Raw genomic sequence first — 25,354 nt, forward strand, 5'->3', positions numbered from 1 at the left:
GCCCCTGGGAACGCGCCGGCGAAGGCAGATCACGATGACCCTCGCCGGCTTCCGGGGAGGAGCTCAGAAGAAGCCGACCTTGTTCGGGCTGTAGGAAACAAGCAGGTTCTTGGTCTGCTGGTAGTGGTCGAGCATCATCTTGTGGGTCTCGCGACCGATGCCCGACTGCTTGTAGCCACCGAATGCCGCACCCGCCGGATAGACGTGATAGCAATTGGTCCACACACGGCCAGCCTCTATGCCGCGACCGGCGCGATAGGCGATATTGGTATCGCGGCTCCAGACGCCGGCACCCAATCCGTAAACCGTGTCATTGGCGATTTCGAGCGCCTCTTCCACCGTCTTGAAGGTGGTGACGGAAACGACAGGACCAAAGATTTCCTCCTGGAAAATCCGCATCTTGTTGTTGCCCTCAAAGACGGTCGGCTGGATGTAATAACCGTCCTTCAGATCGCCCGTCAGCGTCTTGCGGTCGCCGCCGGTCAGAACCTTGGCGCCTTCCTTCTTGCCGATTTCCAGATAGCTCATGATCTTGTCGAACTGTTCCTGCGAGGCCTGTGCGCCCAGCATGGTCGACGGATTGAGCGGATCGTCCTGGCTGATGGCCTGAACGCGCTTGATGGCCTTTTCCATGAAGCGGTCATAGATCGATTCATGCACCAGCGCCCGCGACGGGCAGGTGCAGACCTCACCCTGATTGAGCGCGAAGAAGGCGAAACCTTCGAGCGCCTTGTCGAGGAAGGCGTCGTCCTCGTTCATCACATCGGCAAAGAAGATGTTCGGCGATTTGCCGCCCAGCTCCAGCGTGATGTTGGTGACGTTATCGGCCGCATAACGCATGATTTCCTTGCCGACCGAGGTGGAACCGGTAAAGGCGATCTTGGCGATGCGGTTGCTCTGCGCCAGCGGCTTGCCGGCTTCGAGGCCCGTGCCGTTGACGATGTTGAGAACGCCGGGCGGCAGCAGATCTTCGATCAGTTCCATCACGACGAGAATGGAGGCAGGTGTCTGCTCCGCCGGTTTCAGCACCACGCAATTGCCGGCGGCAAGCGCCGGTGCAAGCTTCCACGCAGCCATGAGGATCGGGAAGTTCCACGGAATGATCTGGCCGACAACACCGAGCGGTTCATGGAAATGATAGGCGACGGTGTCGTTGTCGATCTGGCCGATCGTGCCTTCCTGCGCGCGAATGCAGCCCGCAAAATAACGGAAATGATCGATGGCCAGCGGAATATCCGCATTGGTGGTCTCACGCAGCGGCTTGCCGTTATCCCAGGTTTCGGCCCGGGCGATGAGGTCGAGATTTTCCTCGATGCGCTGGGCGATCTTGAGCAGGATATTGGAGCGTTCGGTTATGCTCGTCTTGCCCCATTTGTCGCGGGCCTTGTGGGCGGCATCCAGCGCAAATTCAATATCGGATGCGTCTGAACGCGGAACTTCGCAGATCTTGTGGCCAGTGACGGGGGAAAGATTATCCATGTAGCGGCCGGATTTCGGCTCCACCCATTTGCCGCCGATGTAGTTGCCGTATTTCAGCTTGAAGGGCGCTTCGCCGGCTTTCTGCTGAACCTGAATATTCATGATTTCATCCTCCCTGATGAAAACGATCCGCGACGGATCGCATGAGAGGAAGGTGGGCCTGGATGGTGCAGTCGGGTAGAGGGGCAGCGCGGTTCCGCAGCGCACATTGTCTCACATCTGCGACAGACGCGCTGCGGGACGACTTAAACAGCCTCAATGCACGGCAAGCTTCTTCATCTTGCGATGCAGCGTGGCGCGGCTGATGCCGAGCAGGGATGCAGCCTGCGTGACATTGCCATTGGTGCGCGACAGAACCCGGCGCAGGGCAGAGCGCTCCGCTTCCGCAAGGTCGGAACCGCCGTCGTGACGTTCTTCCTGCAGAATATCTGCGGCAGGCAGACCCTGCGCGATGGCATGGTCGTCGAGCTTCAGCGCCAGACGCGCGGCACGTGTCGCGCCGAGAACGAGATCGTCCTGATCCACCGCCAGCAGCGAAAGCGCCGCCCCGAAACCGCTCGGCACAACGACGATGCGTGCGCCGGGAAAGGCCCGGCGGAAAAGATTGCCCTCGATGCGCTGCGCCGCATCCCTCACCGCCTGGGTGACGAAGGAGAAGGTCATCTCGTTGATGTCGTCGCGGCAGGTGGAAATATCGAGCGCCCCCGTCACCCGGCCGGTGTGATCGCGGATCGGCGCCGTGGTGCAGCAGAGTTCAGTGTTCGAGGTGAAGAAATGCTGGTCGCGATAGACCACCACCGAGCGCTCGTCGACAAGTGCCGTGCCAATGCCGTTGGTCCCGACGCTCGCCTCGCTCCAGACGGCACCGGACCAGAGACCGAGCGCACGGAATTCGCGGTCGTCGCCGGCAGCACCGCGCCGTTCCAGCGCAACACCCTGCGCATCGGTCAAAAGCAGGCAGCAGCCGGATTTGCCGACACTATGAAAGATGCGGTCGAGTTCATCCGTGCTTTCCGCGATCAGGCCGGCAGCACTTTCGCGGGCGCGGCGAAATTCGAATTCGCTGAGAAAGATCGGCTTGCGGTTTTCCTCCGGCGCAAGACGATGCTTGACCATGCAGCGGCGCCATGAAGCGACAATCGGAGAACTTGCGGCTGCGGAACGGTGGCGCGCTGTTTCATACACGCGTTCTGCATGGGCGATGTCGGTCGGCATACGCTCCTCCCAAAGCTTTTCGGCGATGGTGCGCTGGAAGCGTTCATGTTTCAACTAAAAACTTCGCGACCGGCATGGCCGGGCGCAACCGCGGGCTGCGGCCAGCCTATCGAGCCGCCTTGAAGTAACGCCGGCCGTCACCCGCGTCAGTTTCCTCCTCAACCGAAAGAAACGTGTCATCGACGAGATTGGCGATGGAATTCAGCGGACCGGGCTTGCCGAAAAAGAAGCCCTGCACCTGCAGGCAGCCTTCACGGCGCAGGAATTCGATATGGGCCTTGGTCTCCACCCCTTCCGCCAGCACCGGTATATTGAGGCTGTGCGCCAGAATGAGCGTTGAGCGGACGATTGCCTCCGACTGCACGTTGGTCGACAGGCCGTCGATGAAAGCGCGGTCGATCTTGATCTTGTCGAAAGGGAAACTCTGCAGGGTCGATAGCGAGGAATAGCCCGTGCCGTAATCGTCCATGGCGATCTTGACGCCGAGCGCCTTGAGCTTGCGGATCGTGACCAGCGCGTGGCGATGGTCGGCGATGATGCTGCCTTCGGTGATTTCCAGTTCGAGCCTTTCTGGCGCAAGTCCGGTTTCCAGAATGATCCTCTCGACCTTTTCGGGGAAATCATTGTCAGCGAGCTGCTGCGGCGCGACGTTCACGGCGATGGAAAGCGATTTCTTCCACAGCGCCGCCTGCGCGCAGGCTTCGCGGAGAACCCATTCACCGAGTTCGACGATAAAGCCGGTCTGTTCGGCAATCGGAATGAACTCAGCGGGAGACACCATGCCCCGTTCAGGGTGCTTCCAGCGTAAAAGCGCCTCGAAACCGACGATGCTGCCGCTTTTGGTATCGTTCTGCTGCTGGTAATAAAGCTCGAATTCCTTGTTGGCGAGACCACTGCGCATGGCGATGGCAAGCGCGTTGCGCTCGCGGGCGGCCTCGTCCATGGATTTGTCATAAAAGCAGATCGTCTCCGAAATGCCGCCCTTTGCCCGATACATGGCGACATCGGCCTGCGCCATCAGCGTGTCGGCATCGATGGCGCCGCTGTTGCGGACCGATATGCCCACACTCGCGCCCACGGAAAATGTCTGCCCGTTCCACTCGACCGGCTTGCTGATCTGCTCGATCAGTCTCTGGGCGAATTCCGCGCCATCGGCACGGGTATAATAGGAATGGGTCATCGCCACGAATTCATCGCCACCCATGCGCGCCAGAAACTCCCCGGCCTTCAGCACGGAACTCGCCCGGTCGGCAATGGCGCGCAGCACCGCGTCCCCCGCCGCGTGACCGTGCACGTCGTTGATTTCCTTGAAACGGTCGAGATCGATGGACAGAAGTGCGGTATGCGCGCCGAGGGAGATATGGCGCGTGCGGCGGTTGAGATGTTCGATGAAGGCCGCGCGATTGGGAATGCCCGTCAGCGGATCGTGCAGCGAAAGATGACGATAGCGGGCAACCGCCTGCTGGGTGGACTGGGCATCGATGACATAGGTGGAAAGACCGAGCGCCAGCAGCAGAAGCGTGACCGCGATGGCACCTCCGCCCATGATGGCCGGCGGCAGCAGGTTCTCGGGAATGACGACGCGAGGATCAAACGCGAAGGACATCGAGGCCATGCCGGTATAATGCATCGAGGCGATGGCGACGATCAGAAACGTCACCGCACTATATTGGCAGAACCGGTTGAGCGGCCGCGCCACTCTGTTGACGGCAATCCCGCCCAGCACCGCCCCCAGCACCAGCGAGGCGATGACATAAGCCTGGTTCCAGAAAATCACGCCCTGTACATTATAAGCGGCCATGCCGGTGTAATGCATCGCCGCGATGCCAAGACCCAGGATGACGCCACCGGCTTCCACCAGCGCACTGCGTCCGGCATAGGCGGAAATGCCGAAGCCGGCAGTCGTGGTGGCAATGGCGATAAGGAGCGAAAGTCCCGTCAGATAGGGATCGTAACCCACCTCGCCTGCCGCGGAATAACCCAGCATCGCCACGAAATGGGTGGTCCATATCGCAGCGCCACCATTCACACCCGCCAGAAACAGCCAATTGACCTTCTGCAGCCCGGTCGCCAGACGCGCTCTCGAAAAAAGACGTATCGTAACGAAGCTTCCCAACATGCACACGAAAACCGCTGCGGCGGTGTATCGGAAGTCATGATCGATGGCGAGGCACTGGAGAACGGTCAGCATTGTTATCTACACAATTGGAATTCCGTGCAGCTTTATCATTTGCCAGGTTTTCAGCTAGTTTATATGCATGGATAAGCACATATTAAAAGTTGCAACAAACGAGTGAATTAGTTGCAACTAATAAAATCCTGGCTAGATGATCGTGAAAACTGGCCGCTCTTGTCTTTATGGGTCTTTTGTATTATAGCGCCCGCACCCGTGTAGACACCCTTGGAGGCAACGCGGGCGGGATGGCTCCATGGGCCTCTCCAGTTCAGGCCGCATCGTCGGCGTGAACTCTCCATATAACCTCGAAAGGAATTGCCATGAGCAAAGAATCGTATGAGCTCAAGGCCGAGGCGCGCGAACGAGTTGGTAAGGGGTCCTCTCGTGAACTTCGCCGCAACGGTTTGATTCCCGCTGTCATCTATGGTGACAAGCAGGCCCCCGTTTCTATCGCACTCTCGACCAACGAAGTCACCAAGCGTATCCACGCTGGCGGTTTCATGACGACGGTTGCGACCATCGACGTCGACGGCAAGAAGATCAAGGTTCTCCCGAAGGATTACCAGCTTGATCCGGTCCGCGACTTCACCATGCATGTCGACTTCCTGCGCGTTTCGGGCAACACGCTCGTCAACGTTGAAGTTCCGGTTCACTTCGAAAACGAAGAAAAGTCGGACATCAAGATCGGCGGCGTTCTGAACATCGTTCGCCACACGGTGGAATTCCACTGCCCGGCCAACGACATTCCGGAATTCATCACGGTTGATCTGTCCGGCCTGAAGATCGGCGACAGCGTCCACATCTCGAATGTGAAGCTGCCGAAGAACATCTCGCCTGTTATCGCCGACCGTGACTTCACGATCGCAACGATCGTCGCTCCGGCTGCAGGCGTTGCAGACGAAACGACCGAAGAAGCTTCCGAAGAATAATCGGCGGCCGCAAGGCCGGATAGCTTTGCGCATTGAGGCCCGTTCCGTTTTCGGAACGGGCCTTTTAGTTTTTATGAACTTTAAAAACAGAAAGCCCGCGGACCGTGCAGGACGCCCACCCTGTTTTAGCGTCGATTAACACTTCCATGAAACGATACCCTCGCGCTGTCGTGGAAACTCCGGACGGATGAAAACGGCGCGCAAAAATTCAGGGGCAAAGGGTAGCTACAATCAAACATGGCTCATTCCGTCGAAAGCCGCTTTATCGCGATTGTTTCCGGCGCACTTCTTACAGTGGTCGCTCCGCTCTTTACCCTTTTGCTGACGCTCTCCTACAACGAGGCCATTCGTAGCCAGCGCAATCACCTTGAGATTCTGCTGTCGACAAATTCGCAGGCGCTCGCCCGTCCCCTTTGGGATATGGATGACGACACCATAAACCAGATTACCGGAACCCTTGTTTCCGACCCGATGATCAAGATGGTCGAGGTCAAGGATACGTCCGGACAGCTCGATATCGTGCAGACGGCCGGTAGCGATTTCATTCAGGATGCTGCCTCAACCACGCGCGAGGTAACCTACAAGACGACGAAGGGCACTGTCACCGTTGGCGAACTGACGGTCTATTACGACAATGTCAGCCTTCTCACCTCTCTCAGCCGCACCGAAATGGCTTTCATCACCATTTTCGTTCTCGCCATCCTGACCATCGTTCTGGCGGCGATTGCCGGTAACCGCTTCATGGTCATCCGCCCGCTGATGCGGCTTGCGGCAGCGATAGAGGCGACACGGCGCCTCGGCTCCCGCCATCATGTCGACTGGCGCTCGAAGGATGAGATCGGCCGGCTGGCGAAAAGCTTCAACGAAATGCAGACCCAGCTTGAAAAGGAAGAGCTGGAAATCAAGAACGCCCATGAGCGCAAGACGGAAATCTACAACCGCACACCCGCCATGCTGTTCTCGCTCGACAGGTACGACCGGATTGCCGCCGTCAGCGATTACTGGGTGCAGGCGACGGGTTATGGCCGCGCCCGGATACTGGGCCTCAACTTCGCCGATCTTATCCACCCGGATGACCGTTCCCTGTTCCGGGAACGCAAGGCGGCGCAACAGTCGCCCGAGGCTTCGCAGGTCGGCATCACCATCCGCTTTCATTGCATGGGTGGCAGCGTCATGGATGCGCTCATCCTTGAAAAAGCCCTTGATTCCGGCGATGGGGCACAGCAGAGCACATGCCTGTGCGTCATGACTGACGTGACCGAATTGCGCCAGTCGGAAAAACGCAACCGCCAGCAGGCCATTTCCGACCATCTGACCGGCCTCTTCAACCGTCAGGGTTTCGAGGCGATCCTAGACCTGCAGATCCGTGAAGCGGACACGAACGCCAGCGAACTGGCCTGCCTGTTCATCGATCTGGACCGGTTCAAATCCATTAACGACAATCTCGGCCATGCGGTGGGCGACGCGGTTCTGCGCGAATTCACGCTGAAACTCGAACCGCTGCTGACGCCGCTTGACAGCGCCTCGCGTCTCGGCGGCGATGAATTCGCGATCCTGCTTGCCGGCGACACGGTGGAAGAACGCGCCCTGCAGTTCTGCGAGCGGATTTGCGCCATACTGGATACGCCTTTTGAGATCGGCAGCAACAGCATCCGCCTCAGCGCCAGCATCGGCATGGCAGTCTATCCTCTGCACGCCACCAGCGCCTCCGAGCTTCTGCAGAATGCCGACATGGCCATGTATAGCCGCAAAAGAACGGGCAAGAACGGCTCGCAGATCTTCGATCCCTCGATCATGGACCGGGCGCGCGAACATGCCGAACTGGAGCGGGATATCGCACAGGCGCTTTCCGAAGGCTGGTTCGAGGCGCATTTCCAGCCGATTCAAGACCTCGCAAAGGGCGGAATAGCGGGCTTCGAGGCCTTGCTGCGTCTCAACCACCCGGAAAAGGGTCTGCTCTCCCCCGCCGCCATCATCAGCCTTGCGGAAGAAAACGGCACCATCAATCGTATCGGCAATGTCATTCTCGATCAGTCGATCGCCAACCTTGCCAGGCTGTCGCGCCTGCCGGGCATGGAACAGACCTATGTAGCCGTGAATTTTTCACCGCTGCAATTCGAACCGGGCTTGCCGACGCGGATCGCCGGCGTTCTGCACCGGCACGGCATTGTTCCCAAGCGACTGGTCATCGAGATAACCGAGGCCGTCATCATGAAGGACGACCCGCAAATCCGGGCAATCCTCAACGCCATTCACCAGCTCGGCTGCCGCATCGCTCTGGATGATTTCGGCACGGGTTATTCCTCGCTCAGCTATCTCAGCCGTTTTCCGGTCGATATCGTCAAGATCGACCAGTCCTTCACCCGCTCCATCTGCGACGATGCGGTGGAAATCAGGCAGCGCAACCGCATGCTGGTCGAAGGCATAGCCGCCATCTCGCACAAGATGAACTGCACCGTCATCGCTGAAGGCGTCGAGACGGAAGAGCAGAAGGAACTTCTGACGGAAATAGGCGCCGATTACGGACAGGGCTATTTCTTCGCAAGGCCGCAGCCCGTCGAAAGACTGATCACCACACTGGACGCAATGTCCGATATTGGCCGCATTGCGGCACGGCAAGCGTGAAGCGGTGGAAAGAGCCATGGGATTGATCCGCATTTGTCTGATCTTTCTTGCTTTCGCACTCCTGTTTGCCCCATGGCCGGCCAGCGCGGCCAAGCTTTTCCTGACGACCGAAGTCTATCCTCCGTATAATCTGCAGGCCGCCGATGGCAGCGTGCAGGGCGTCTATTTCGACCAGCTGAAAATCATGCTGGAGGAAACCGGCACCAGCTACGAAGTCGCTGTCATGCCCTGGGCGCGGGCAATTGCGCTCGCCGCGACACAGACGATGCATTGCGTCTTCGCCACGGCGCGAACGCCGGAGCGGGAAAAACTCTTCAAATGGGTCTCACCGATCCACACCGATCGCAACATTCTCGTGGCGCGCCGCAAGGCGGATATCAATGTCTCCAGCCTTCAGGACGCAAAGAAATACCGCATCGGCACCCAGCGCGGCGACTATACCGAAGCGCTTCTGGAAACGCTCGGCTTCCCGCTGGTGGATGTCGGTGCAGATTTCCAGATCACCCTTCACAAGCTGAAAGCAGGGCGCATCGACCTGATGCCCATGTCGGAAAGCACCTTCAAAACTCTGCCGGCCGACACGTTCAAGGAAGTGATTACCCTGACGCGACAACAACTGGGCCTTGCCTGCAACAAGAGCGTTCCCGACGCGCTCATCGCAAAATTGCAGGCTCGGCTGGACGGGCTGATCGCTGACGGAACCCAACAGCGCATATTCGACCGCTACAACCTCGTCAGCCCCTGAGCGGCATCCCGCACATCCATAAAAAGATTGACAGTCGGCGCATTTCGGGGTGGTGACAACAGCATCATCAGGTAAAACGCGGACATGCCCCCATGAAGATCATCGCAGGACTTGGTAATCCCGGCGCACAATATGCGGGAAACCGCCACAATATCGGTTTCATGGCCGTCGACGCGCTGCAGCGCCTGCCCTCCTTTTCGCCCTGGGCGCGAAAGTTCAAGGCGGAGATTTCCGAAGGTGAAATCGCCGGCGAGAAGGTTCTGCTGATGAAACCGCTCACCTATATGAACCTGTCGGGCGAGTCCGTCGGAGAGGCCATGCGCTTCTTCAAGCTCTCGCCCGGCGACATCATCGCCATCCATGACGAACTCGATCTTCTCGCCGGCCGCACCCGCATCAAGACGGGCGGCGGTCATGGCGGCCATAATGGCCTGAAATCGCTCGATGCCCATTGTGGCAAGGAATACCGCCGCCTGCGCCTCGGCATCGGCCACCCCGGCGACAAGGAGCGGGTGCACGGCCACGTACTGGGCGATTTCGCCAAGGCCGACCGGGTCTGGCTCGATCCGCTGCTGGACGCCATCGCCGACAACGCCGCCATGCTAGTGAAGGGTGAGGATTCGCAGCTGATGAACAAGCTGGCGCTGGCCACAGGCAGCAAGCCGGAGGCCGAAAAACCGGTGAAGGCGGCCAAACCCGCCGGGCAGTCCCACATCCATCAGGCCCGCAACAGCGCCCAGCCGAAAAAGCTGCCGGAAACCGGGCCGATGGCAGAAATGCTGAAGCGCATGTTCGGCAAGAAAGACTAACTCGAATGCCTTCAGAGACCCTTGCCCTGCGCAAAGCCGGTCCCGGCGATCTGCCTGGCCTGCTTGAACTCTACCAGGCGCTCAATCCATCGGACCCCGCGTTGACGGTGCAGGAGGCTGGCACGCCCTTCGCCGCCATGCTTGAGCAACCCGGCCTGACCGTGTTTTTGGCAACGCATGACGGAAAACCGGTTGCGACCGCCACGCTTCTGGTTGTTCCAAACCTGACGCGCGCCGCCCGCCCCTATGCGCTCATCGAGAATGTCGTGACGCTGGAAGCGCTGCGCGGCCGGGGATATGGCCGCGAGGTCGTGCGCCATGCCATCAAGGCCGCTTTCACTGCAAACTGTTACAAGGTCATGCTGCTGACGGGCCGTGACGACCCCGCGGTTCATGCCTTTTATGAAAGCTGCGGTTTTGTGCAGAACAAGACCGGCTTTCAGATCCGGAGCGAAAATTTCCAGTAAAGGTGCGTAGCGGTTTTACGTCCGGAAAATGCGTGAAACAAAATACGCTCACTCTTCCGGCTCGGTGGTGAACATCAGCGGAAAACCGGCCTCCTTGCCGAGATCGGTCGCCTCCTTGGCCTTGGTCTCGGCGATGTCGCGCTCACAGACAACAACCACCGCGCTGCCGAAGCGATGCGCCGTCATCATCACCCGGTGGCCGGTCTCCTCGCTCATGCGAAAGACGGCCTTCAGCACCACGGTGACAAATTCGCGCGGCGTATAGTCGTCATTCAGCAGCATGACCTTGTAGAGCTTCGGCCGCTCCAGCTTCGGTTTGACTTTCGGTTTCGGTTTGAGGTCGACAGGACTGTCACTCATGATTGTCGCTCGTCATGGTGGTTCATCATCGTGGTTCAGGGGGAAAATCCCGCTGGATGGCGAAAGATCGCGCTATGGACCCGCTTATATTGCGCCGCAACCGCGCTATCGGCAAGCCTGCCCGGAAATCGGTACCTTTCGCAGGGCTTTGCCAGCCCAAATCGGCCCGCGGGCTTGACCTTGCCCTGCCGTTTCCGCAAAAGGCTCCTCAACGAATTCTTTCAAACGGACAGGTTTCAAGCCATGGGCTTCAAATGCGGTATCGTCGGGCTGCCGAATGTCGGCAAGTCCACCCTCTTCAACGCGCTGACGAAAACGGCCGCCGCACAGGCCGCCAACTATCCTTTCTGCACCATCGAGCCGAACACCGGCGAGGTTGCGGTGCCCGATCCACGCATGCAGCAGCTTGCCGCCATCGCCGGTTCGAAGGAAATCATTCCGACCCGCATCTCCTTCGTGGACATTGCCGGTCTGGTGCGTGGCGCATCGAAGGGTGAAGGTCTCGGCAACAAGTTCCTCGCCAATATCCGCGAAGTCGATGCCGTCGTGCACGTGCTGCGTTGCTTTGAAGACGACGATATCACCCATGTGGAAGGCCGCATCAACCCGGTCGGCGATGCCGAAACAATCGAGACCGAGCTGATGCTCGCCGACCTCGAAAGCCTGGAACGCCGCGTCGAGCAGACCCGCAAGCGCGCCAGCAGCAAGGACAAGGAATCCCTCGCCCAGCTGCCCGTCATGGAAGCCGTCATCGCGCTGCTCAACGACGGAAAGCCGGCACGCCTGCTGTTGAAGACGCTGGCAGCCGAGGAGATCGAAATCCTCAAGGGCCTCAACCTTCTGACGTCGCACCCAGTGCTTTATGTCTGCAACGTCTCGGAAGCCGATGCATCCTCCGGCAACGAGCACACCGAGGCCGTCGCGGTGATGGCAAAGCAGCAGGGCGCCGAATGCGTGATCATCTCGGCGGCGATCGAGGCCGAAGTTGCACAGCTTCCGGCTGATGAAGCCGAGGAATTCCTCTCGGCCCTCGGTCTTAACGAGGCCGGCCTCGACCGCCTAATCCGCGCAGGCTATCACCTGCTCGACCTCATCACCTATTTCACCGTTGGCCCGAAGGAAACGCGCGCCTGGACGATCGTGCGCGGCACCAAAGCCCCCGCCGCCGCCGGCGTCATCCACACCGATTTCGAACGCGGCTTCATTCGCGCCTTCACCATCGGCTTTGACGACTACATCGCCTATAAGGGCGAAGTGGGCGCCAAGGAAGCCGGCAAGGGGCGCGACGAAGGCAAGGAATATGTCGTTCAGGACGGCGACGTCATCCACTTCCGCTTCAACACCTGATCAGGTTTGGACGGGGCTTGCTTCTTCTGAAGCGCTAGGTGCCACGGATCCGCTTATTTCTTCTCCCCGTCCGGGGAGAAGGTGGCTCGAAGAGTCGGATGCGGGATAACCTCTCCGCATATCTCTACCCTCGCCCCCTCATCCCGCTGCCGCGACCTTCTCCCCGGCGGGGAGAAGAAACGGGCCTCACCCGCTCGCCATCCCTCCCTCGCATCACACCTTCGATTTGACCTTTACGTAAAGGGAAAAATCATCTTAGATGCGCCGACCTTGACTGTGCGAAGGGAGGACGCCATGACGCCGGTCGCGATTTACACCTATGAGGATTTTTCCGTTGGACGGGAATTTCCCCTCGGACCGCAATCGATTTCCGCAGAGCAGATCATTGCTTTCGCCAGCGAATTCGACCCGCAACCCATGCATCTTTCCGAAGAAGCCGGCCGCCAGAGCATTCTCGGCGGGCTGGCGGCATCAGGCTGGCACACCTGCAGCCTGCTGATGCGGATGATGGCAGACAGCTATATTGCCAGTTCAACCTCGCAGGGCAGCCCCGGCATCGATTACGTCGACTGGAAAAAGCCGGTTCTGGCCGGAGATACGCTTTCGGGAAAATCCATCGTTCTGGAACAGCGCCCTTCCGCGTCGCGCGCTGGCATCGGCCTCGTGAAATTCCGCCATGAGCTTTACAATCAGCGCGGTATTCTGGTCGCGCAGGGCGAAAACACCGTAATGTTCCTGATGCGGGCAGACGGAGGCCTTGCAGCATGAGACTGGCAGAATTATCCCCGATCGGCGAGCGCGTCACCCTCGACACGCTGCATTTTTCCGCCGAAGACATCATTCGCTTCGCCCGCGATTTTGATCCGCAGCCGTTCCACCTCGATGCCGATGCCGCCAGAAACAGCGTTTTCGGCGGCCTCTGCGCTTCCGGCTGGCACACGGGCGCGGGCTGGATGAAGTGTTTCCTGTCCCATTGGGCAAAAGAGGTCAAAAGGCTGAAGCAGCAGGGCATTGAGCCACCGCGGCTCGGCCCCTCCCCGGGGTTTCGAGAGCTCAAATGGAAGAAGCCGGTGTTTGCCGGTGATGATGTGACCTATTTCGTCACCCTGCTCGATACCCGCCCGCTGGAATCCCGCGCCGGCGTCTGGCTCAACACCACCTTCAACGAAGGTGTGAACCAGTCGGGAGAAACGGTGCTGACCTTCCGCAGCGGGGTTCTGGAGTTCGAATAGGCACTGGCCCATATCACTCCGCCGCGATACCCTTCAGCAGGAATCGCGGCGGGCCGGTAAATATGGATGATATTCTCAAGGGTTATGCCGAGGCAGCAACGCCCGACCTGATTTCCAGGTTCGAAAATCTCGACTGCGGGGCAGTTTACGCACCCGTCATCGACCTGCTGCCGACGGCACCCTCCCGGATTGCAGATATTGGCAGCGGCACCGGCCGCGACGCCGCATGGTTTGCCGCGCAGGGCCATGAGGTTCTCGCCGTCGAGCCGGTCGGAGAGCTTCGTGAACCCGGCATGCAGTTGCATTCATCGGAGAAAATAACCTGGCTGGATGACACCTTGCCCGCCCTGACAAAGGCTCGCTACTATGGCACCTTCGATCTGGTTGCCCTGTGCGGCGTCTGGCATCACATCCATCACGATGCACGGCGGGCTGCGATGGAAAGCCTCTCCGAGATGGCGGCGACAGGCGGATTGCTGATCATGTCGCTGCGTCATGGCCCGGCGCCCGAGGGCCGCCGCGCCTTTGCCATTTCCCCGGCGGAAACCATAAACGAGGCCGCCCGTCTTGGCTTCACGCTAATCCGGGAAGCGGAGGTCGGTTCCATTCAAGCCGGGAACCGAGCTCTGGGCGTTCACTGGACATGGATTGCCTTGCGAAAAACCGGCAGAGCGAGCGGGCTGCTGCAGCAGCCCTGACCGTTATTTCTGCCTTAGTGGCCAGAAAACTCCACCAGCGTCCGTACCTCGACGCCAAGGTCCTCCAGCTTCTTGCGGCCACCGAGATCGGGCAGATCGATAACAAAGCAGGCGGAGACGATATCCGCGCCCATCTGCCGCAAAAGCTTGACCGCGCCTTCGGCAGTCCCGCCGGTCGCGATCAGATCGTCGACCAGAATGACCTTCTCGCCGGGCTGCACGGCGTCCACATGCATTTCCATTTCGTCCACGCCATATTCCAGGCTGTAGGCGACCCGCACCGTGGTGTGTGGCAGCTTGCCCTTCTTGCGGATGGGCACAAAACCGGCCGAGAGCTGATGCGCCACCGCCCCGCCCAGAATGAAGCCACGCGCTTCCATGCCGGCGATCTTGTCGATCTTCGTTCCCGCATAGGGCTGCACAAGCTCGTCCACCGCCCGGCGGAAAGCCCGCGGATTGCCAAGCAAAGTGGTGATGTCCCGGAAGATGATGCCCGGCTTCGGATAGTCGGGAATGGAACGGATGGCAGCGGAAAGCTCCGAAGCGATAAGGGTCATGGTATTTCCATTTATATGGGAATGGATCAGAAGGTTCGGGCCACCCTATCAACTTGCCGGCTGTGGACCAACAAAAAAGGACCGCGACCGTCAGCCCTCCTCCGTTGGTACTGAACCTCAACTTTCGGGTCGCGTGAGCTGCGATCGGACAACGCTCCCTTGTTCGACAGGCCACAAAAAAGCCCCCACGGAAACCGTGGGGGCCGTTGATTGCAGCCGCTTGAAACCGGCTCAATGCTCCTTGTTGGCGTAGATCGATTTCTTGGTCAGATAGATCAGTGCCGTGAAGATGAACAGGAACACCATGACCATGAAACCAGTGCGCTTGCGCTGTTCCAGATGCGGCTCCGCAGCCCACATCAGGAAGGCGGAGACGTCCTTGGAATATTGATCTACCGTCTGCGGTGCACCGTCATCATAGGTCACCTGATCGGCACTGATCGGCGGCGCCATCTTCAGCGCCACGGCGCTGACGAAATACGGGTTGAAATGCGTGCCTTCCGACACTTCAACACCGGCCGGCGCATCCTGATATCCGGTCAGCAGCGCATGGATATAATCCGGGCCGCCTTCCTGGTAACCGCCGATGATCGGGATCATGTCGATGATGAATTGCGGGAACCCGCGTTCAACACCACGCGCCTTGGCAAGCAGCGACATATCAGGCGGTGCGGCCCCACCATTGGCGGCGGCTGCCGCCTCGTGGTTCGGGAACGGCGAAGGGAAATGATCGGAAGGCACGGCCTTGCGGCTATACATTTCGCCATCGGCGTTCGGGCCATCCTGCACTTCATATTCGGCAGCGAAAGCCTTCACCTGATCTTCCGAGTAACCGAGATCTCCCAGCGTGCGGAAGGAAACAAGGCTCATCGAATGGCAGGCGGAGCAGACTTCCTTATAGACCTTGAGACCGCGCTGCAGCTGGCCCTTGTCGTATTTGCCGAAAGGTCCGGCAAAGGACCAGCTCTGCTCCTCGGGCTTGATGACCGGGAAGTGACCGCCGGCAACCGCATGTTCGGTCTTGGTGGCGAGGTCATGGCTCTCCTCGGCCGCGAATGCGGCGGAGGAACAGCCAATGGCGGCGATGAGCGCGATGCTCGTGAGAAGCGTCTTCATTGTCGTCATCCTTCCTTCGCGCTCAGATCTGGGCGGCCGCTGGCGCGGCACCCTTCTTGGCGGCGTTCTTTTCGAGAACGGCCTCGGTAATGGAATTCGGAATACGCCGCGGCGTTTCGACCAGACCGAGGATCGGCATGATGACGAGGAAGAACCCGAAATAGTACAGCGTGCCGATCTGCGACATGACGACATAGAGGCCTTCCGCAGGACGTGAACCCAGCCAGCCGAGCAGGATGGCGTTGACCACGAAAATCCAGAAGAACAATTTGTACCACGGACGATAGACGGCGGAGCGAACCTTCGACGTATCGAGCCAGGGCAGGAAGAACAGCACGATGATCGCGCCGAACATCACGAGAACGCCACCGAGCTTGGAATCGATCGGCCCGATATTGAAGGTGATGGCACGCAGCATCGCGTAGAACGGCAGGTAATACCATTCCGGCACGATATGCGCCGGCGTCTTCAGCGGATCCGCCATGATGTAGTTATCAGGGTGGCCGAGGAAGTTCGGCATGTAGAAGATGAACCAGGCATAGGCGATGAGGAACACCGAAACGCCGAGCGCATCCTTCAGCGTCGCATAGGGCGTGAAGGGGACCGTATCGGTCTTCGTCTTCACTTCCACACCGGTCGGGTTGGTCTGGCCGGTCACATGCAGCGCCCAGATATGCAGGATGACGACACCCGCGATCATGAAGGGCAGCAGGTAATGGAGCGCAAAGAAGCGGTTAAGCGTCGGATTGTCCACCGCAAAGCCGCCGAGCAGGAACTGCTGGATCCATTCACCAATCAGCGGGAAAGCCGTGAAGAAGCCGGTGATGACGGTCGCACCCCAGAAGGACATCTGACCCCAGGGAAGGACGTAGCCCATGAAGCCCGTCGCCATCATCAGCAGATAGATCACGCAGCCGAGAATCCAGAGGATTTCGCGCGGCGCCTTGTAGGACCCGTAATAAAGACCACGGGCAATGTGCAGATAGACCGCGATGAAGAAGAACGACGCGCCGTTGGCGTGCATATAACGCAGCAGCCAGCCATGGTTGACGTCACGCATGATCTTTTCGACGGAATTGAAGGCAACCGTCGTTTCAGCGGCATAATGCATGGCAAGCACGACGCCGGTGAGGATCTGCACGATCAGCATGACGGAAAGCATCGCACCGAAGGTGTAGGCGTAGTTCAGGTTACGCGGGACAGGATAGGCAACGAAGCTGTCATAGATCAAGCGCGGCAAGGGAAGCCGCGAATCGATCCACCTTTCGATGCCGGTGGACGGCTGATAACTGGAATGGCCACTCATGAATATCTGTCCCCTTATCCGATCTTGATCACGGTATCGGATGTGAATGCAAATGTCGGGATGGCGAGGTTCTGCGGCGCCGGACCCTTACGAATGCGGCCCGCCGTATCGTAGTGCGAGCCATGGCAGGGACAGAACCACCCGCCGAAATCGCCGGCCTGGCCGAGCGGAACGCAACCGAGATGGGTGCAGGAACCGATCATGACTATCCAGTTCTCCTTGCCCTCACCGGCCGAACGGTCAATATCCGTCGCCTGGGCGTCGACGGCGATATTGGCATTGCGTGCCACCGGATCCTTGAGATCGCCGAGAGCGACCGCCTTGGCTTCATCGATTTCCTTTTCCGTGCGGTTGCGGATGAAAATCGGCTTGCCGCGCCACTTCACGGTAAGCGACATGCCCGGCTCGACCGCCGCGACATTCACTTCGATGGAAGCGAGCGCCAGCGTCGATGCATCGGGACGCATCTGGTCGATGAAAGGCCATGCGACTGCAGCAGCGCCAACGGCGCCCGTCATTCCGGTTACTAGATAAAGAAAATCGCGACGGGTCGGTTCACCCGAGGCGTCGTGATTGGTTACGTGCTCGCTCACCGCTACACCATCCTCTGCGCTGTTTTTGCCGTAAATCGCATGAGTCCTCCCGCTATGATTTGATCCAGGACAAACTCCGTCCCATCGTCCTGGACACAACTGCGGCATAAAGAAACCGCGTCATTGTGTTTGATCGCAAAATATTGACTGACTTGGCAAGAGCAAAGCACACAAAGCTGCCGTAATTCTGCCTGAGGGGGCCGATTTGTTTCGCATTTTTCCCGAGCCTTGGCAGGCGGGCAACATTGTGCCCGCCTGTGCCCCATGGTACGAGACGCACAGGGAGAGCTTGGAAAGCAGGGATTCGGATGACGGCGAAGCTCGCTTGCATGGTCTCCACCGTGGTGGCTGCCGTTCTTTTCATCGCCAGCCTGCGTTATGTGACGGATTTCTGGCTTCTCGCCTTCGTCACAAGTTTCCAACTCCACATCGCCATTGTCTGTATCCTGTTGTCGTGCCTCGTCTTTTGGGTGACGCGCGATGCGGTTTCCGCCCTGCTCGTGGTCTGGTCGCTGGCGCTTGCCATCCACGCCATCGCCATGCTGATGGAATTCTCCACATCCGCCAATCCGCCACCGGGTGCGAGGCCCTTCCGGCTTTTGTCCTTCAACGTGCTGATGGACAATGCCGTCAACGCGGATGCGATTGCCGACACCATTCTCGAATCAGGCGCGGATGCGGTCTATCTGTTCGAGGCGGCGGCGCTGCAATCGGCTCTGCCACGGCTTGAGCAAACCTATCCCCACAGGCTTGGCTGTTATTCGGGAACACCGACCTGCGACCTTTTGATCTTGTCGAAGCGACCGTTGCTGGAAGGCCGGTTCCACAGCCTCAGCGATCTGCGCCGCGACCGTTTCGCAATCGCCAGCGTCGACATCGACGGCACGGAACTGACGCTTGCCGCCGGGCACATCACCAAACCCTATTTCGACGATTATCACCGCGATGAGCTGGATGAGGTCAGCGAAATTCTCTTTCGCGTCACCGGCCCGCTCATTCTGGCGGGAGACTTCAATTCGGCGAGCATCGCCCCCGACATGCGCGCTTTCCTTTCCGCCAACGAGCTGAAGAAAGCGACCTGGGAACCCGCCACCTGGCCGACGGAAGCCGGCCGCTTCGGCATCGCCATAGACCACATCTTCGCCCGCGCGCCGGCAACACTGATGAAGACGACCCGCCTGCCCGAAAGCCTGGGTTCCAATCATTACGGCCTGATGGCGGATTTCATGATCGGAAAATAGCGCGCGTCTTTATTGGGCCGCTTCCTCGGCAGCGAGAAAACCACCCGATTGCCGCGCCCAAAGCTCCGAATAAAGTCCGCCCTGCGAGACCAGATCGGAATGGCTGCCCTGTTCGACGATACGACCCTGATCCATCACGATCAGCCGGTCCAGCGCCGCGATCGTCGATAGCCGGTGCGCGATGGCGAGCACCGTTTTGCCCTGCATCAACTCATCCAGATTGCTCTGGATCGCCGCCTCCACCTCCGAATCGAGCGCCGAGGTCGCCTCGTCGAGCACGAGGATCGGCGCATCCTTCAGCATCACACGGGCGATGGCGATGCGCTGCCGCTGGCCGCCGGAGAGTTTTACGCCCCGTTCGCCAACATGGGCGTCGAAACCGGTCCGGCCGCGCTGGTCTTCCAGCCTCTCGATAAAATCATCCGCCTTGGCCCGGCGCGTCGCTTCCCGCAACTGCGCTTCGGTGGCATCCATGCGACCGAACATGATGTTATCGCGGATGGAGCGGTGCAACAGCGACGTATCCTGCGTGACCATGCCGATATGGGCGCGCAGCGATTCCTGGGTCACTTTGGCAATATCCTGCCCGTCGATGAGGATACGGCCTTTCTCGACATCATAAAACCGCAGGAGCAGGTTGACGAGCGTGGACTTGCCCGCGCCGGAGCGTCCGACGATGCCGACTTTCTCGCCCGCCTGGATCTCCAGATTGAGATTGTCGATGACGCCATTAGCCCGCCCGTAATGGAAACTGACATTGTCGAAGCGAACGCTCGGTTTCTTGACCTCCAGCACCGCCGCATCCGGCGCATCAACGAGGCCGATCGGCTGCGAGATCAGCTCGGCGGCATTCTGCACCGTGCCGAAATTGCGCATGATGCCGTTAAACTGCGTCATCAAGCGGCCGAGCAGGAAGTTGAGGCGCAGCACCAGCGCCAGCGTGAAGGCCACCGCACCGGAACTGATCCTGCCAGACAGCCACAGATCAATACATAGCGCCGCCATGGAGGTGATCATCACGCCCGACAGCAGCGCCATGGAGGCGCGCACGCCGGTGATGAACCGCGTGAAGGTCATGGTGGCATTCTGGAAGATGTCGAAGCCCTGCCGCATGTAGCGGTCATTCGCATCGTCGCGCCCGAACAGCCGCAGCGTCTGGATATTGCTATAGGCATCCACCATGCGGCCGGAAAGCATGGAAGCGGCTTCCGCCGTCTCTTTGGAATGATAGCGGATGCGCGGCACGAAATAACGCGCCAGCGCCGAAAAGATCAGCACCCAGACAAGCACGACGACCGCCAGCCGCCAGTCCAGCCCACCGATCAGAAACAGCATCGAGACGGAATAAATACCGACGAACCAGACGCTTTCCATCAGCGAGGTGACGAGATCGCCCGCCGCCTGCCCGCCCGACCAGACCTTGGTGACGATGCGGCCGGAAAAATCATTCTGGAAAAAGGAAAGCGATTGCCGCGCCACATGCATGTAGGACTGCCAGCGCACCAGATTGTAAAAGCCGGGCGTGATGATCTGCTGGTCCACCAGTGCCGTGATCATCGTGACGATGAAACGCACAACGCCAATCAACACCAGCATGCCCACCAGTTCGCCGCCATGGGCGGAAAGCAACCCAGCCCAGCCCTCTTCCGGCTTCACGGTCGAGAGAATATCCACCAGCCGCCCGACGAACCAGAACAGCGCCGCCTCGATGGCCGCCGTCAGCCCGCCGAGCACCAGCATCGCAAAAAACGGCGCCTTGGCCTGCGAAATGTAAAACCAGATGAAAGCGAATGTGTTTTCAGGCGGCCGCAGGTCGTCCTTGCGGGCGAAGGGCCTAATCCAGTTCTCGAAGAACTCGAAGATGCGCGTAATGACCATCATCCGGATATAGGCGGATTCCCGTCGCCGGAACAGCCGCAGAGCCTTTGGGAAGAGATTATATTTCGGTAACGTTCGTGAAACGAAAAGGGCGGGAATGAAACGGATGCCAGACGATGTCGCTACTTCAGGGCGATAAGTCCAGCGTCCGTCGGGCGAAATCCGCAGGCATCGAAGTAGAATTGCCGGAGATGCGGGTCAAAATCCACATGAAGCCACTCGCAGGCGGTATCTTTTGCCCGATCAACCACCTCCCCTATCAGCGCCTTTGCAATGCCCTGACGTTGGAAAGCGGACGACACCATTGTGTCGAGAACAAACGCGTGGACCCCGCCATTCCATGCGATGTTAACGAACCCGACGAGCCTCCCCAAATGGCGGCTACACACCCAGCCGAGACTGAAGCGGTTGACCTGCGACCACCAGTCATCGGCGAGCAGTCGATGCTCAAAGCACTCGGCATGAAGGGCATTGACCTCAGCATTCTCGAACGCTCCCCGCCATTCGGTCGTAAACTCGCAAGGGGTGAATTCTTGCGGTGATATCGGCTCCATTCGCATCCCTTTTGCTTCGGTTTCGGAGTACGGCACGATCCGCGCCTGATCGCAAACGACCCGGCTCTCATGGCGCAGACACGGCGTGGCTGGACACGGGCTCACGGCCGGCATGACGACAGAGAGGTTTAGGCCTTCGACAAAAAAGGGCGGGATCACTCCCGCCCTTTCCCTTTCCTTATTCCGCGGCCGCTTCCGCCTCGTGGTCGGCGATGAAACCGCCGGACTGGCGCCGCCACAGATCGGCATAGATGCCGCCCATCGCCACCAGCTCCGCATGGCTGCCCGCTTCGACGATCTGGCCCTTGTCGAGGATGATAAGCCGGTCCATTTCCGTCAGCGTCGAAAGGCGGTGGGCGATCGCAATCACCGTCTTGCCTTCCATCAGCGAGAACAGGTTCTCCTGGATAGCTGCCTCAACTTCACTATCGAGCGCCGAGGTCGCCTCATCCAGCACCAGGATCGGTGCGTTCTTGAGGAAGACGCGGGCGATCGCGATACGCTGGCGCTGGCCGCCTGACAGTTTCACGCCGCGTTCGCCCACCTGGGCATCGAGACCCTGGCGACCATGCATGTCCACCAGCGTTTCGATGAAATCCCAGGCATTTGCCCGCTTTGCCGCCGCGATTACCTGCTCGTCGGTGGCCTCGGGATGGCCATAGGCGATGTTGTCGCGGATCGACCGGTGCAGCAGCGACGTATCCTGCGTCACCACGCCGATCAGTTCGCGCAGGCTGTCCTGCGACACCTTGGAAATGTCCTGCCCGTCGATGGTGATCCTGCCCGCTTCCAGATCATAGAAGCGCAGCAGCAGGTTCATCAGCGTCGTCTTGCCGGCGCCCGAGCGGCCGACGAGACCGACCTTCTCGCCCGGCTTGATGTCGAGCGTCAGCCCGTCGATCACGCCCTTGTTCTTGCCATAGTGGAAGCGGACATTGTCATAACGGATGGCGCCCTGTGGTGCCGCAAGCTGCGGCGCCTTGGCGACATCGACGATATCGTGCGGTTTCGTCATCATCGACATGCCGTCATAGACCGTGCCGATATTTTCGAACAGCGACGTGACTTCCCACATGATCCACTGCGACATGCCGTTAACGCGCATGGCAAGGCTGATGGCGATGGCGACCGAACCGGCCGTCACCGAACCCTGCATCCAGAAATAAAGACCAAGCGCCGCCGTGGAAAACAGCACCACGGCATTGTTGAGGTCGATCAGGATGTTGAAGCCGGAAATCTTGCGCATCTGGCGGTGAACGGTTCCAAGGAACACATTCATACCCTCACGCGCATATCTCTCCTCGCGGCCCGCATGGGAAAACAGCTTGATCGTCGAGATATTGGTGTAGCTGTCGACGATCCGCCCCGTCATCATCGAACGCGCATCGGCCTGCTCCTGCGCCAGCCGGCCGAGTTTCGGCACGAAATAGGCGAGAATGCACATATAGATGCCGAGCCATGCCAGAAGCGGGATGACCAGCCGCCAGTCGGCCGCGGCCACCATGAACAGCATCGAGACGACGAAGCTGATGGCGTAAACGAAGACGTCGATCACCTTCAGCGCCACTTCGCGGATCGCCAGCGCCGTCTGCATCACCTTGGTTGAAACCCGGCCCGCAAATTCATTGGCGAAAAAGTTCATGGAGTGACGCAGCAGGAAACGATGCATTTTCCAGCGGGCGATCATGCCGAAATTGCCGGCAAGCGTCTGGTGCATCGTCATGGTGTGGACAGCGCCCATCAGCGGCAGCACCACGAGCACCAGTCCGGCCATGACGATCAGATGCCAGCCCTCATCGGCAAAAAACGTCGCGCGATCCGCCGTGGAAAGCCAGTCGACGATGTTGCCGAGGAATTTGTAGAGCATGGCTTCGGCAATGGCGATGCCCATGGACATCAGGCCAAGCAGCAGCAGCCACGGCCAGGCCGGTTTCACATAATGCCACAGGAACGGCAACAGCTTCTTCGGCGGCACATCCGGCGTCGAAGAGGGAAAAGGATCAAGGCGTTTTTCAAACCAGCCAAACATAGGCCAAGCTCCGGCAATCAATCGCCCCATCGAAAGGTGAGCAAACGCAAATATGGCTCACGACGGAACGAAAAAGTCTTTGGATATGGCCGTGACAGCCACATGACGAATCGAGAAATGGGAAACGCGGTCAAACCGCGAAGTAACACCTAAGCCAGCAGCGGCACTACTGGGGCCGGGAGGCGAAAGCGAACGTAAATATCCATGAGAACCTCCCTAGCTGGTGTTGAAGATGTGGCCTTGTAGCGCAAAAATTAATCAATGACCAGTCGGAAAGATACTGGATGCGCCAGAAAACTCCCGATTGTGTCGAACAGTGCAAAATGGGCGGATTTACCCGCAAAGGTTTCCGCCCATCACTTAACCTGAATATGTGGTCTTATTCAGCTGCGTCCTGCGCCTGCCCGCTCTCATATTCCGTAACGAGCTCAACCATGCTGGCCTGCGTATGACGCTTGAGTTCCCGGCGATCGCTGGGCTGCGGCGCGAAGGTAACGGTCAGACCGGTATCCCGCACCGTGCCGATGGCGAAAGATGCACCTGACAGCATGCGCACACCTTCATGCAGCCACAACGGGTCGGTAGCGAAATGCTGGCCGATGCCGACGACAACGGGAATACCCTGCCAGTGCGACATGCGATCGTAATGGATATGGCCCGCCAGAATGCCCATGACGTCGTGTTCGAACAACACTTCGTCCAGCGCCTCGGTATCGTCGAAGGACAGGGATTCCCACTCGGCGTCGGGACGGTCGAAATCGAGCGCTGGCGCATGGTGCATCACCAGAAGCTTCGGCAGATCGGGATGGTTTTCGAGTTCCTCCTCGAGCCATTCGATCTGGCCGGGCTCAAAAGCGCCACCGACCTTGCCGGGAACGCTGGTATCCATGACGATGACGTGGATATCCGAAATCACCTGCGAATGGTCGTAGGGTGCGTCCAGATCTTCGTGGCGGCCAAGCATGACGGGATAAAAACCGTCGCGACGATCATGATTGCCAAGCGCGAAAAGCACCGGCACATCCAGTTCCGCCTCAGCCATCAGGCGCTTGAGTTCTTCATAGCTGCCGGCATCGCCCCGGTTGGTCAGATCGCCGCTGACAACGATGAATTCCGGCGGCGGCACCAGCGCCTTGATCTGCGTAAGCGTGGCGGACAGCGTGGCCGACGTCTCGGAATAAAGATCATCATCCTGCACCTGCGGATTGCCGATATGCAGATCAGTCAGATGGACAAAATTCACCCGTTCGGACATGGCGTCCTCCTGTTGTTGCGTGCAGAAAATCCGGTTCGAAAAGATATCGTAACGGCCATGTCCGATATTGCGGGCAGGCCTGACGATGTGCTGGTGAATGGGTAGCCGCCCTGTGTGTCACGCGAATGAATATCCGGCCGGCAACGGCACCGGAAAGGGACTTTTTGTGCCGCATCTGTTGCCCGCCCGCCGCCCGTGATAATCGGGCAGGCACTCCAATCGCCATGAGAAAACCATGCCTGAAATCAGAATAGCCCTTTATCAGCCCGATATTCCCGGCAATACCGGCACCATCCTGCGATTGGCCGCCTGCCTTGGCCTCGGCGTCGATATCATCGAGCCGGCCGGCTTCGATATTTCCGACCGCAATCTGAAACGCGCGGGCATGGATTATATTGCCGCGGCGGCGCTGACGCGCCATGTCAGCTGGGATCGCTTCGAGGAATGGCGTGCAACCACCGGCCGCCGCCTTGTTCTCGCCTCCACCAAGGCCGCCCTGCCCTATACTGATATCAGCTACCGCACCGATGATATCCTGCTCTTCGGCCGCGAAAGTGCCGGCGTGCCTGACCATGTGCATGAAAAGGCGGACGAGCGAATCATCATCCCCATGGTGCCCGGACAACGCTCCATCAACGTCGCCATGTCGGCGGCGATGATCACCGGCGAGGTCCTGCGCCAGACGGAATGGGCCTGACCCGCCATCTTTGCAGCCATTTTTTCAGGCAAATATGAAAATTGAC

Annotated in this window: 23 protein-coding genes; 11 read left to right on the forward strand and 12 right to left on the reverse strand. The window is 59.2% G+C overall.

Annotated elements, in window-relative coordinates; genetic code table 11:
- Window positions 1–63: 63 nt before the first annotated feature.
- The 3 genes from adh to QSV77_RS09305 form a co-directional block, all read right to left on the reverse strand.
- Window positions 64–1,581 (reverse strand): aldehyde dehydrogenase, encoded by a 1,518-nt coding sequence (gene adh / locus QSV77_RS09295; RefSeq protein WP_269702107.1) that lies wholly within the window; start codon window positions 1,579–1,581, stop codon window positions 64–66.
- A 153-nt stretch (window positions 1,582–1,734) separates the two neighbouring features.
- The gene (locus QSV77_RS09300) at window positions 1,735–2,694 is read right to left on the reverse strand and encodes a helix-turn-helix domain-containing protein (RefSeq protein WP_302733912.1); all 960 of its coding nucleotides are present in this window, start codon (window positions 2,692–2,694) and stop codon (window positions 1,735–1,737) included.
- 106 nt (window positions 2,695–2,800) lie between these two features.
- A complete protein-coding gene (locus tag QSV77_RS09305; protein WP_302733237.1) occupies window positions 2,801–4,885 on the reverse strand; it encodes a bifunctional diguanylate cyclase/phosphodiesterase in 2,085 nt (694 codons plus the stop codon).
- A 305-nt stretch (window positions 4,886–5,190) separates the two neighbouring features.
- Here QSV77_RS09305 and QSV77_RS09310 point away from each other — a divergent pair, with 305 nt between their 5' ends.
- The 5 genes from QSV77_RS09310 (at window position 5,191) to QSV77_RS09330 (ending at window position 10,445) form a co-directional block, all read left to right on the forward strand.
- Window positions 5,191–5,799 carry a 50S ribosomal protein L25/general stress protein Ctc gene (locus tag QSV77_RS09310; protein ID WP_269702103.1) on the forward strand — a complete coding sequence of 203 codons (609 nt, stop codon included), beginning with the start codon at window positions 5,191–5,193 and terminating at the stop codon, window positions 5,797–5,799.
- A gap of 237 nt (window positions 5,800–6,036) precedes the next feature.
- The gene (locus QSV77_RS09315) at window positions 6,037–8,424 is read left to right on the forward strand and encodes a bifunctional diguanylate cyclase/phosphodiesterase (protein WP_302733238.1); all 2,388 of its coding nucleotides are present in this window, start codon (window positions 6,037–6,039) and stop codon (window positions 8,422–8,424) included.
- Window positions 8,425–8,440: 16 nt separating this feature from the next.
- Window positions 8,441–9,169, forward strand: a complete 729-nt coding sequence (locus tag QSV77_RS09320; protein WP_302733240.1) for an ABC transporter substrate-binding protein — start codon at window positions 8,441–8,443, stop codon at window positions 9,167–9,169.
- Window positions 9,170–9,261: 92 nt separating this feature from the next.
- Window positions 9,262–9,978 (forward strand): aminoacyl-tRNA hydrolase, encoded by a 717-nt coding sequence (gene pth / locus QSV77_RS09325; protein ID WP_142840372.1) that lies wholly within the window; start codon window positions 9,262–9,264, stop codon window positions 9,976–9,978.
- Between the two features lie 5 nt (window positions 9,979–9,983).
- Complete coding sequence (locus QSV77_RS09330; protein WP_302733241.1) at window positions 9,984–10,445, forward strand: GNAT family N-acetyltransferase; 462 nt, start codon at window positions 9,984–9,986, stop codon at window positions 10,443–10,445.
- 48 nt (window positions 10,446–10,493) lie between these two features.
- On the opposite strand, the gene clpS is transcribed toward QSV77_RS09330, so the two are convergent.
- Window positions 10,494–10,805 (reverse strand): ATP-dependent Clp protease adapter ClpS, encoded by a 312-nt coding sequence (gene clpS / locus QSV77_RS09335; protein ID WP_046797956.1) that lies wholly within the window; start codon window positions 10,803–10,805, stop codon window positions 10,494–10,496.
- A gap of 243 nt (window positions 10,806–11,048) precedes the next feature.
- On the opposite strand from clpS, the gene ychF reads away from it, so the two are divergent.
- The 4 genes from ychF to QSV77_RS09355 all read left to right on the forward strand — a co-directional run bounded on the left by ychF (window position 11,049) and on the right by QSV77_RS09355 (window position 14,082).
- Window positions 11,049–12,152 (forward strand): redox-regulated ATPase YchF, encoded by a 1,104-nt coding sequence (gene ychF / locus QSV77_RS09340; protein WP_302733243.1) that lies wholly within the window; start codon window positions 11,049–11,051, stop codon window positions 12,150–12,152.
- Window positions 12,153–12,446: 294 nt separating this feature from the next.
- Entirely contained in the window at window positions 12,447–12,920 is a 474-nt protein-coding gene (locus QSV77_RS09345) for a MaoC family dehydratase (RefSeq protein ID WP_269702090.1), read from the forward strand.
- Entirely contained in the window at window positions 12,917–13,384 is a 468-nt protein-coding gene (locus tag QSV77_RS09350) for a MaoC family dehydratase (RefSeq protein ID WP_269702088.1), read from the forward strand. Before QSV77_RS09345 ends, QSV77_RS09350 begins: the two co-directional genes overlap by 4 nt.
- A 62-nt stretch (window positions 13,385–13,446) precedes the next feature.
- On the forward strand, window positions 13,447–14,082 hold the full coding sequence (locus QSV77_RS09355) for a bifunctional 2-polyprenyl-6-hydroxyphenol methylase/3-demethylubiquinol 3-O-methyltransferase UbiG (RefSeq protein WP_302733245.1): 636 nt from the start codon (window positions 13,447–13,449) through the stop codon (window positions 14,080–14,082).
- Window positions 14,083–14,096: 14 nt separating this feature from the next.
- On the opposite strand, the gene QSV77_RS09360 is transcribed toward QSV77_RS09355, so the two are convergent.
- The 4 genes from QSV77_RS09360 to petA form a co-directional block, all read right to left on the reverse strand.
- Window positions 14,097–14,639 (reverse strand): adenine phosphoribosyltransferase, encoded by a 543-nt coding sequence (locus tag QSV77_RS09360; RefSeq protein WP_046797952.1) that lies wholly within the window; start codon window positions 14,637–14,639, stop codon window positions 14,097–14,099.
- Window positions 14,640–14,870: 231 nt separating this feature from the next.
- Window positions 14,871–15,755 carry a cytochrome c1 gene (locus QSV77_RS09365; protein ID WP_142840378.1) on the reverse strand — a complete coding sequence of 295 codons (885 nt, stop codon included), beginning with the start codon at window positions 15,753–15,755 and terminating at the stop codon, window positions 14,871–14,873.
- 22 nt (window positions 15,756–15,777) lie between these two features.
- The gene (locus tag QSV77_RS09370; protein ID WP_302733246.1) at window positions 15,778–17,061 is read right to left on the reverse strand and encodes a cytochrome b N-terminal domain-containing protein; all 1,284 of its coding nucleotides are present in this window, start codon (window positions 17,059–17,061) and stop codon (window positions 15,778–15,780) included.
- 14 nt (window positions 17,062–17,075) lie between these two features.
- Window positions 17,076–17,654, reverse strand: a complete 579-nt coding sequence (gene petA, locus QSV77_RS09375; RefSeq protein WP_142840379.1) for a ubiquinol-cytochrome c reductase iron-sulfur subunit — start codon at window positions 17,652–17,654, stop codon at window positions 17,076–17,078.
- Between the two features lie 308 nt (window positions 17,655–17,962).
- Between petA and QSV77_RS09380 the strand changes: the two genes are divergently transcribed.
- Complete coding sequence (locus QSV77_RS09380) at window positions 17,963–18,895, forward strand: endonuclease/exonuclease/phosphatase family protein (protein ID WP_302733247.1); 933 nt, start codon at window positions 17,963–17,965, stop codon at window positions 18,893–18,895.
- A gap of 9 nt (window positions 18,896–18,904) precedes the next feature.
- On the opposite strand, the gene QSV77_RS09385 is transcribed toward QSV77_RS09380, so the two are convergent.
- The 4 genes from QSV77_RS09385 to QSV77_RS09400 all read right to left on the reverse strand — a co-directional run bounded on the left by QSV77_RS09385 (window position 18,905) and on the right by QSV77_RS09400 (window position 24,611).
- Window positions 18,905–20,773: an ABC transporter ATP-binding protein gene (locus QSV77_RS09385; protein ID WP_142840684.1), complete on the reverse strand. Its 1,869-nt coding sequence runs from the start codon at window positions 20,771–20,773 to the stop codon at window positions 18,905–18,907.
- Window positions 20,774–20,895: 122 nt separating this feature from the next.
- A complete protein-coding gene (locus tag QSV77_RS09390) occupies window positions 20,896–21,486 on the reverse strand; it encodes a GNAT family N-acetyltransferase (protein ID WP_368045854.1) in 591 nt (196 codons plus the stop codon).
- A gap of 19 nt (window positions 21,487–21,505) precedes the next feature.
- A complete protein-coding gene (locus tag QSV77_RS09395) occupies window positions 21,506–23,356 on the reverse strand; it encodes an ABC transporter ATP-binding protein (RefSeq protein ID WP_302733248.1) in 1,851 nt (616 codons plus the stop codon).
- Window positions 23,357–23,735: 379 nt separating this feature from the next.
- Window positions 23,736–24,611: a phosphodiesterase gene (locus QSV77_RS09400; RefSeq protein ID WP_302733250.1), complete on the reverse strand. Its 876-nt coding sequence runs from the start codon at window positions 24,609–24,611 to the stop codon at window positions 23,736–23,738.
- A gap of 235 nt (window positions 24,612–24,846) precedes the next feature.
- On the opposite strand from QSV77_RS09400, the gene QSV77_RS09405 reads away from it, so the two are divergent.
- Entirely contained in the window at window positions 24,847–25,308 is a 462-nt protein-coding gene (locus QSV77_RS09405; protein WP_142840383.1) for a tRNA (cytidine(34)-2'-O)-methyltransferase, read from the forward strand.
- The last annotated feature ends 46 nt before the right edge of the window (window positions 25,309–25,354 follow it).

The sequence above is a fragment of the Agrobacterium sp. V1 genome (genome assembly GCF_030518355.1).
Lineage (GTDB): Bacteria > Pseudomonadota > Alphaproteobacteria > Rhizobiales > Rhizobiaceae > Agrobacterium > Agrobacterium cucumeris.

Bases quoted from the DNA above. Each gene is read 5' to 3' on its own strand.
- QSV77_RS09370 (WP_302733246.1), bottom strand. From the start codon at position 17,061: ATGAGTGGCCATTCCAGTTATCAGCCGTCCACCGGCATCGAAAGGTGG.
- QSV77_RS09355 (WP_302733245.1), top strand. From the start codon at position 13,447: ATGGATGATATTCTCAAGGGTTATGCCGAGGCAGCAACGCCCGACCTG.
- QSV77_RS09350 (WP_269702088.1), top strand. From the start codon at position 12,917: ATGAGACTGGCAGAATTATCCCCGATCGGCGAGCGCGTCACCCTCGAC.
- QSV77_RS09315 (WP_302733238.1), top strand. From the start codon at position 6,037: ATGGCTCATTCCGTCGAAAGCCGCTTTATCGCGATTGTTTCCGGCGCA.
- ychF (WP_302733243.1), top strand. From the start codon at position 11,049: ATGGGCTTCAAATGCGGTATCGTCGGGCTGCCGAATGTCGGCAAGTCC.
- QSV77_RS09365 (WP_142840378.1), bottom strand. From the start codon at position 15,755: ATGAAGACGCTTCTCACGAGCATCGCGCTCATCGCCGCCATTGGCTGT.
- QSV77_RS09385 (WP_142840684.1), bottom strand. From the start codon at position 20,773: ATGGTCATTACGCGCATCTTCGAGTTCTTCGAGAACTGGATTAGGCCC.
- QSV77_RS09330 (WP_302733241.1), top strand. From the start codon at position 9,984: ATGCCTTCAGAGACCCTTGCCCTGCGCAAAGCCGGTCCCGGCGATCTG.
- QSV77_RS09405 (WP_142840383.1), top strand. From the start codon at position 24,847: ATGCCTGAAATCAGAATAGCCCTTTATCAGCCCGATATTCCCGGCAAT.
- QSV77_RS09400 (WP_302733250.1), bottom strand. From the start codon at position 24,611: ATGTCCGAACGGGTGAATTTTGTCCATCTGACTGATCTGCATATCGGC.
- QSV77_RS09395 (WP_302733248.1), bottom strand. From the start codon at position 23,356: ATGTTTGGCTGGTTTGAAAAACGCCTTGATCCTTTTCCCTCTTCGACG.
- QSV77_RS09320 (WP_302733240.1), top strand. From the start codon at position 8,441: ATGGGATTGATCCGCATTTGTCTGATCTTTCTTGCTTTCGCACTCCTG.
- QSV77_RS09345 (WP_269702090.1), top strand. From the start codon at position 12,447: ATGACGCCGGTCGCGATTTACACCTATGAGGATTTTTCCGTTGGACGG.
- adh (WP_269702107.1), bottom strand. From the start codon at position 1,581: ATGAATATTCAGGTTCAGCAGAAAGCCGGCGAAGCGCCCTTCAAGCTG.
- QSV77_RS09380 (WP_302733247.1), top strand. From the start codon at position 17,963: ATGACGGCGAAGCTCGCTTGCATGGTCTCCACCGTGGTGGCTGCCGTT.
- QSV77_RS09305 (WP_302733237.1), bottom strand. From the start codon at position 4,885: ATGCTGACCGTTCTCCAGTGCCTCGCCATCGATCATGACTTCCGATAC.
- QSV77_RS09300 (WP_302733912.1), bottom strand. From the start codon at position 2,694: ATGCCGACCGACATCGCCCATGCAGAACGCGTGTATGAAACAGCGCGC.
- clpS (WP_046797956.1), bottom strand. From the start codon at position 10,805: ATGAGTGACAGTCCTGTCGACCTCAAACCGAAACCGAAAGTCAAACCG.
- pth (WP_142840372.1), top strand. From the start codon at position 9,262: ATGAAGATCATCGCAGGACTTGGTAATCCCGGCGCACAATATGCGGGA.
- QSV77_RS09310 (WP_269702103.1), top strand. From the start codon at position 5,191: ATGAGCAAAGAATCGTATGAGCTCAAGGCCGAGGCGCGCGAACGAGTT.
- QSV77_RS09360 (WP_046797952.1), bottom strand. From the start codon at position 14,639: ATGACCCTTATCGCTTCGGAGCTTTCCGCTGCCATCCGTTCCATTCCC.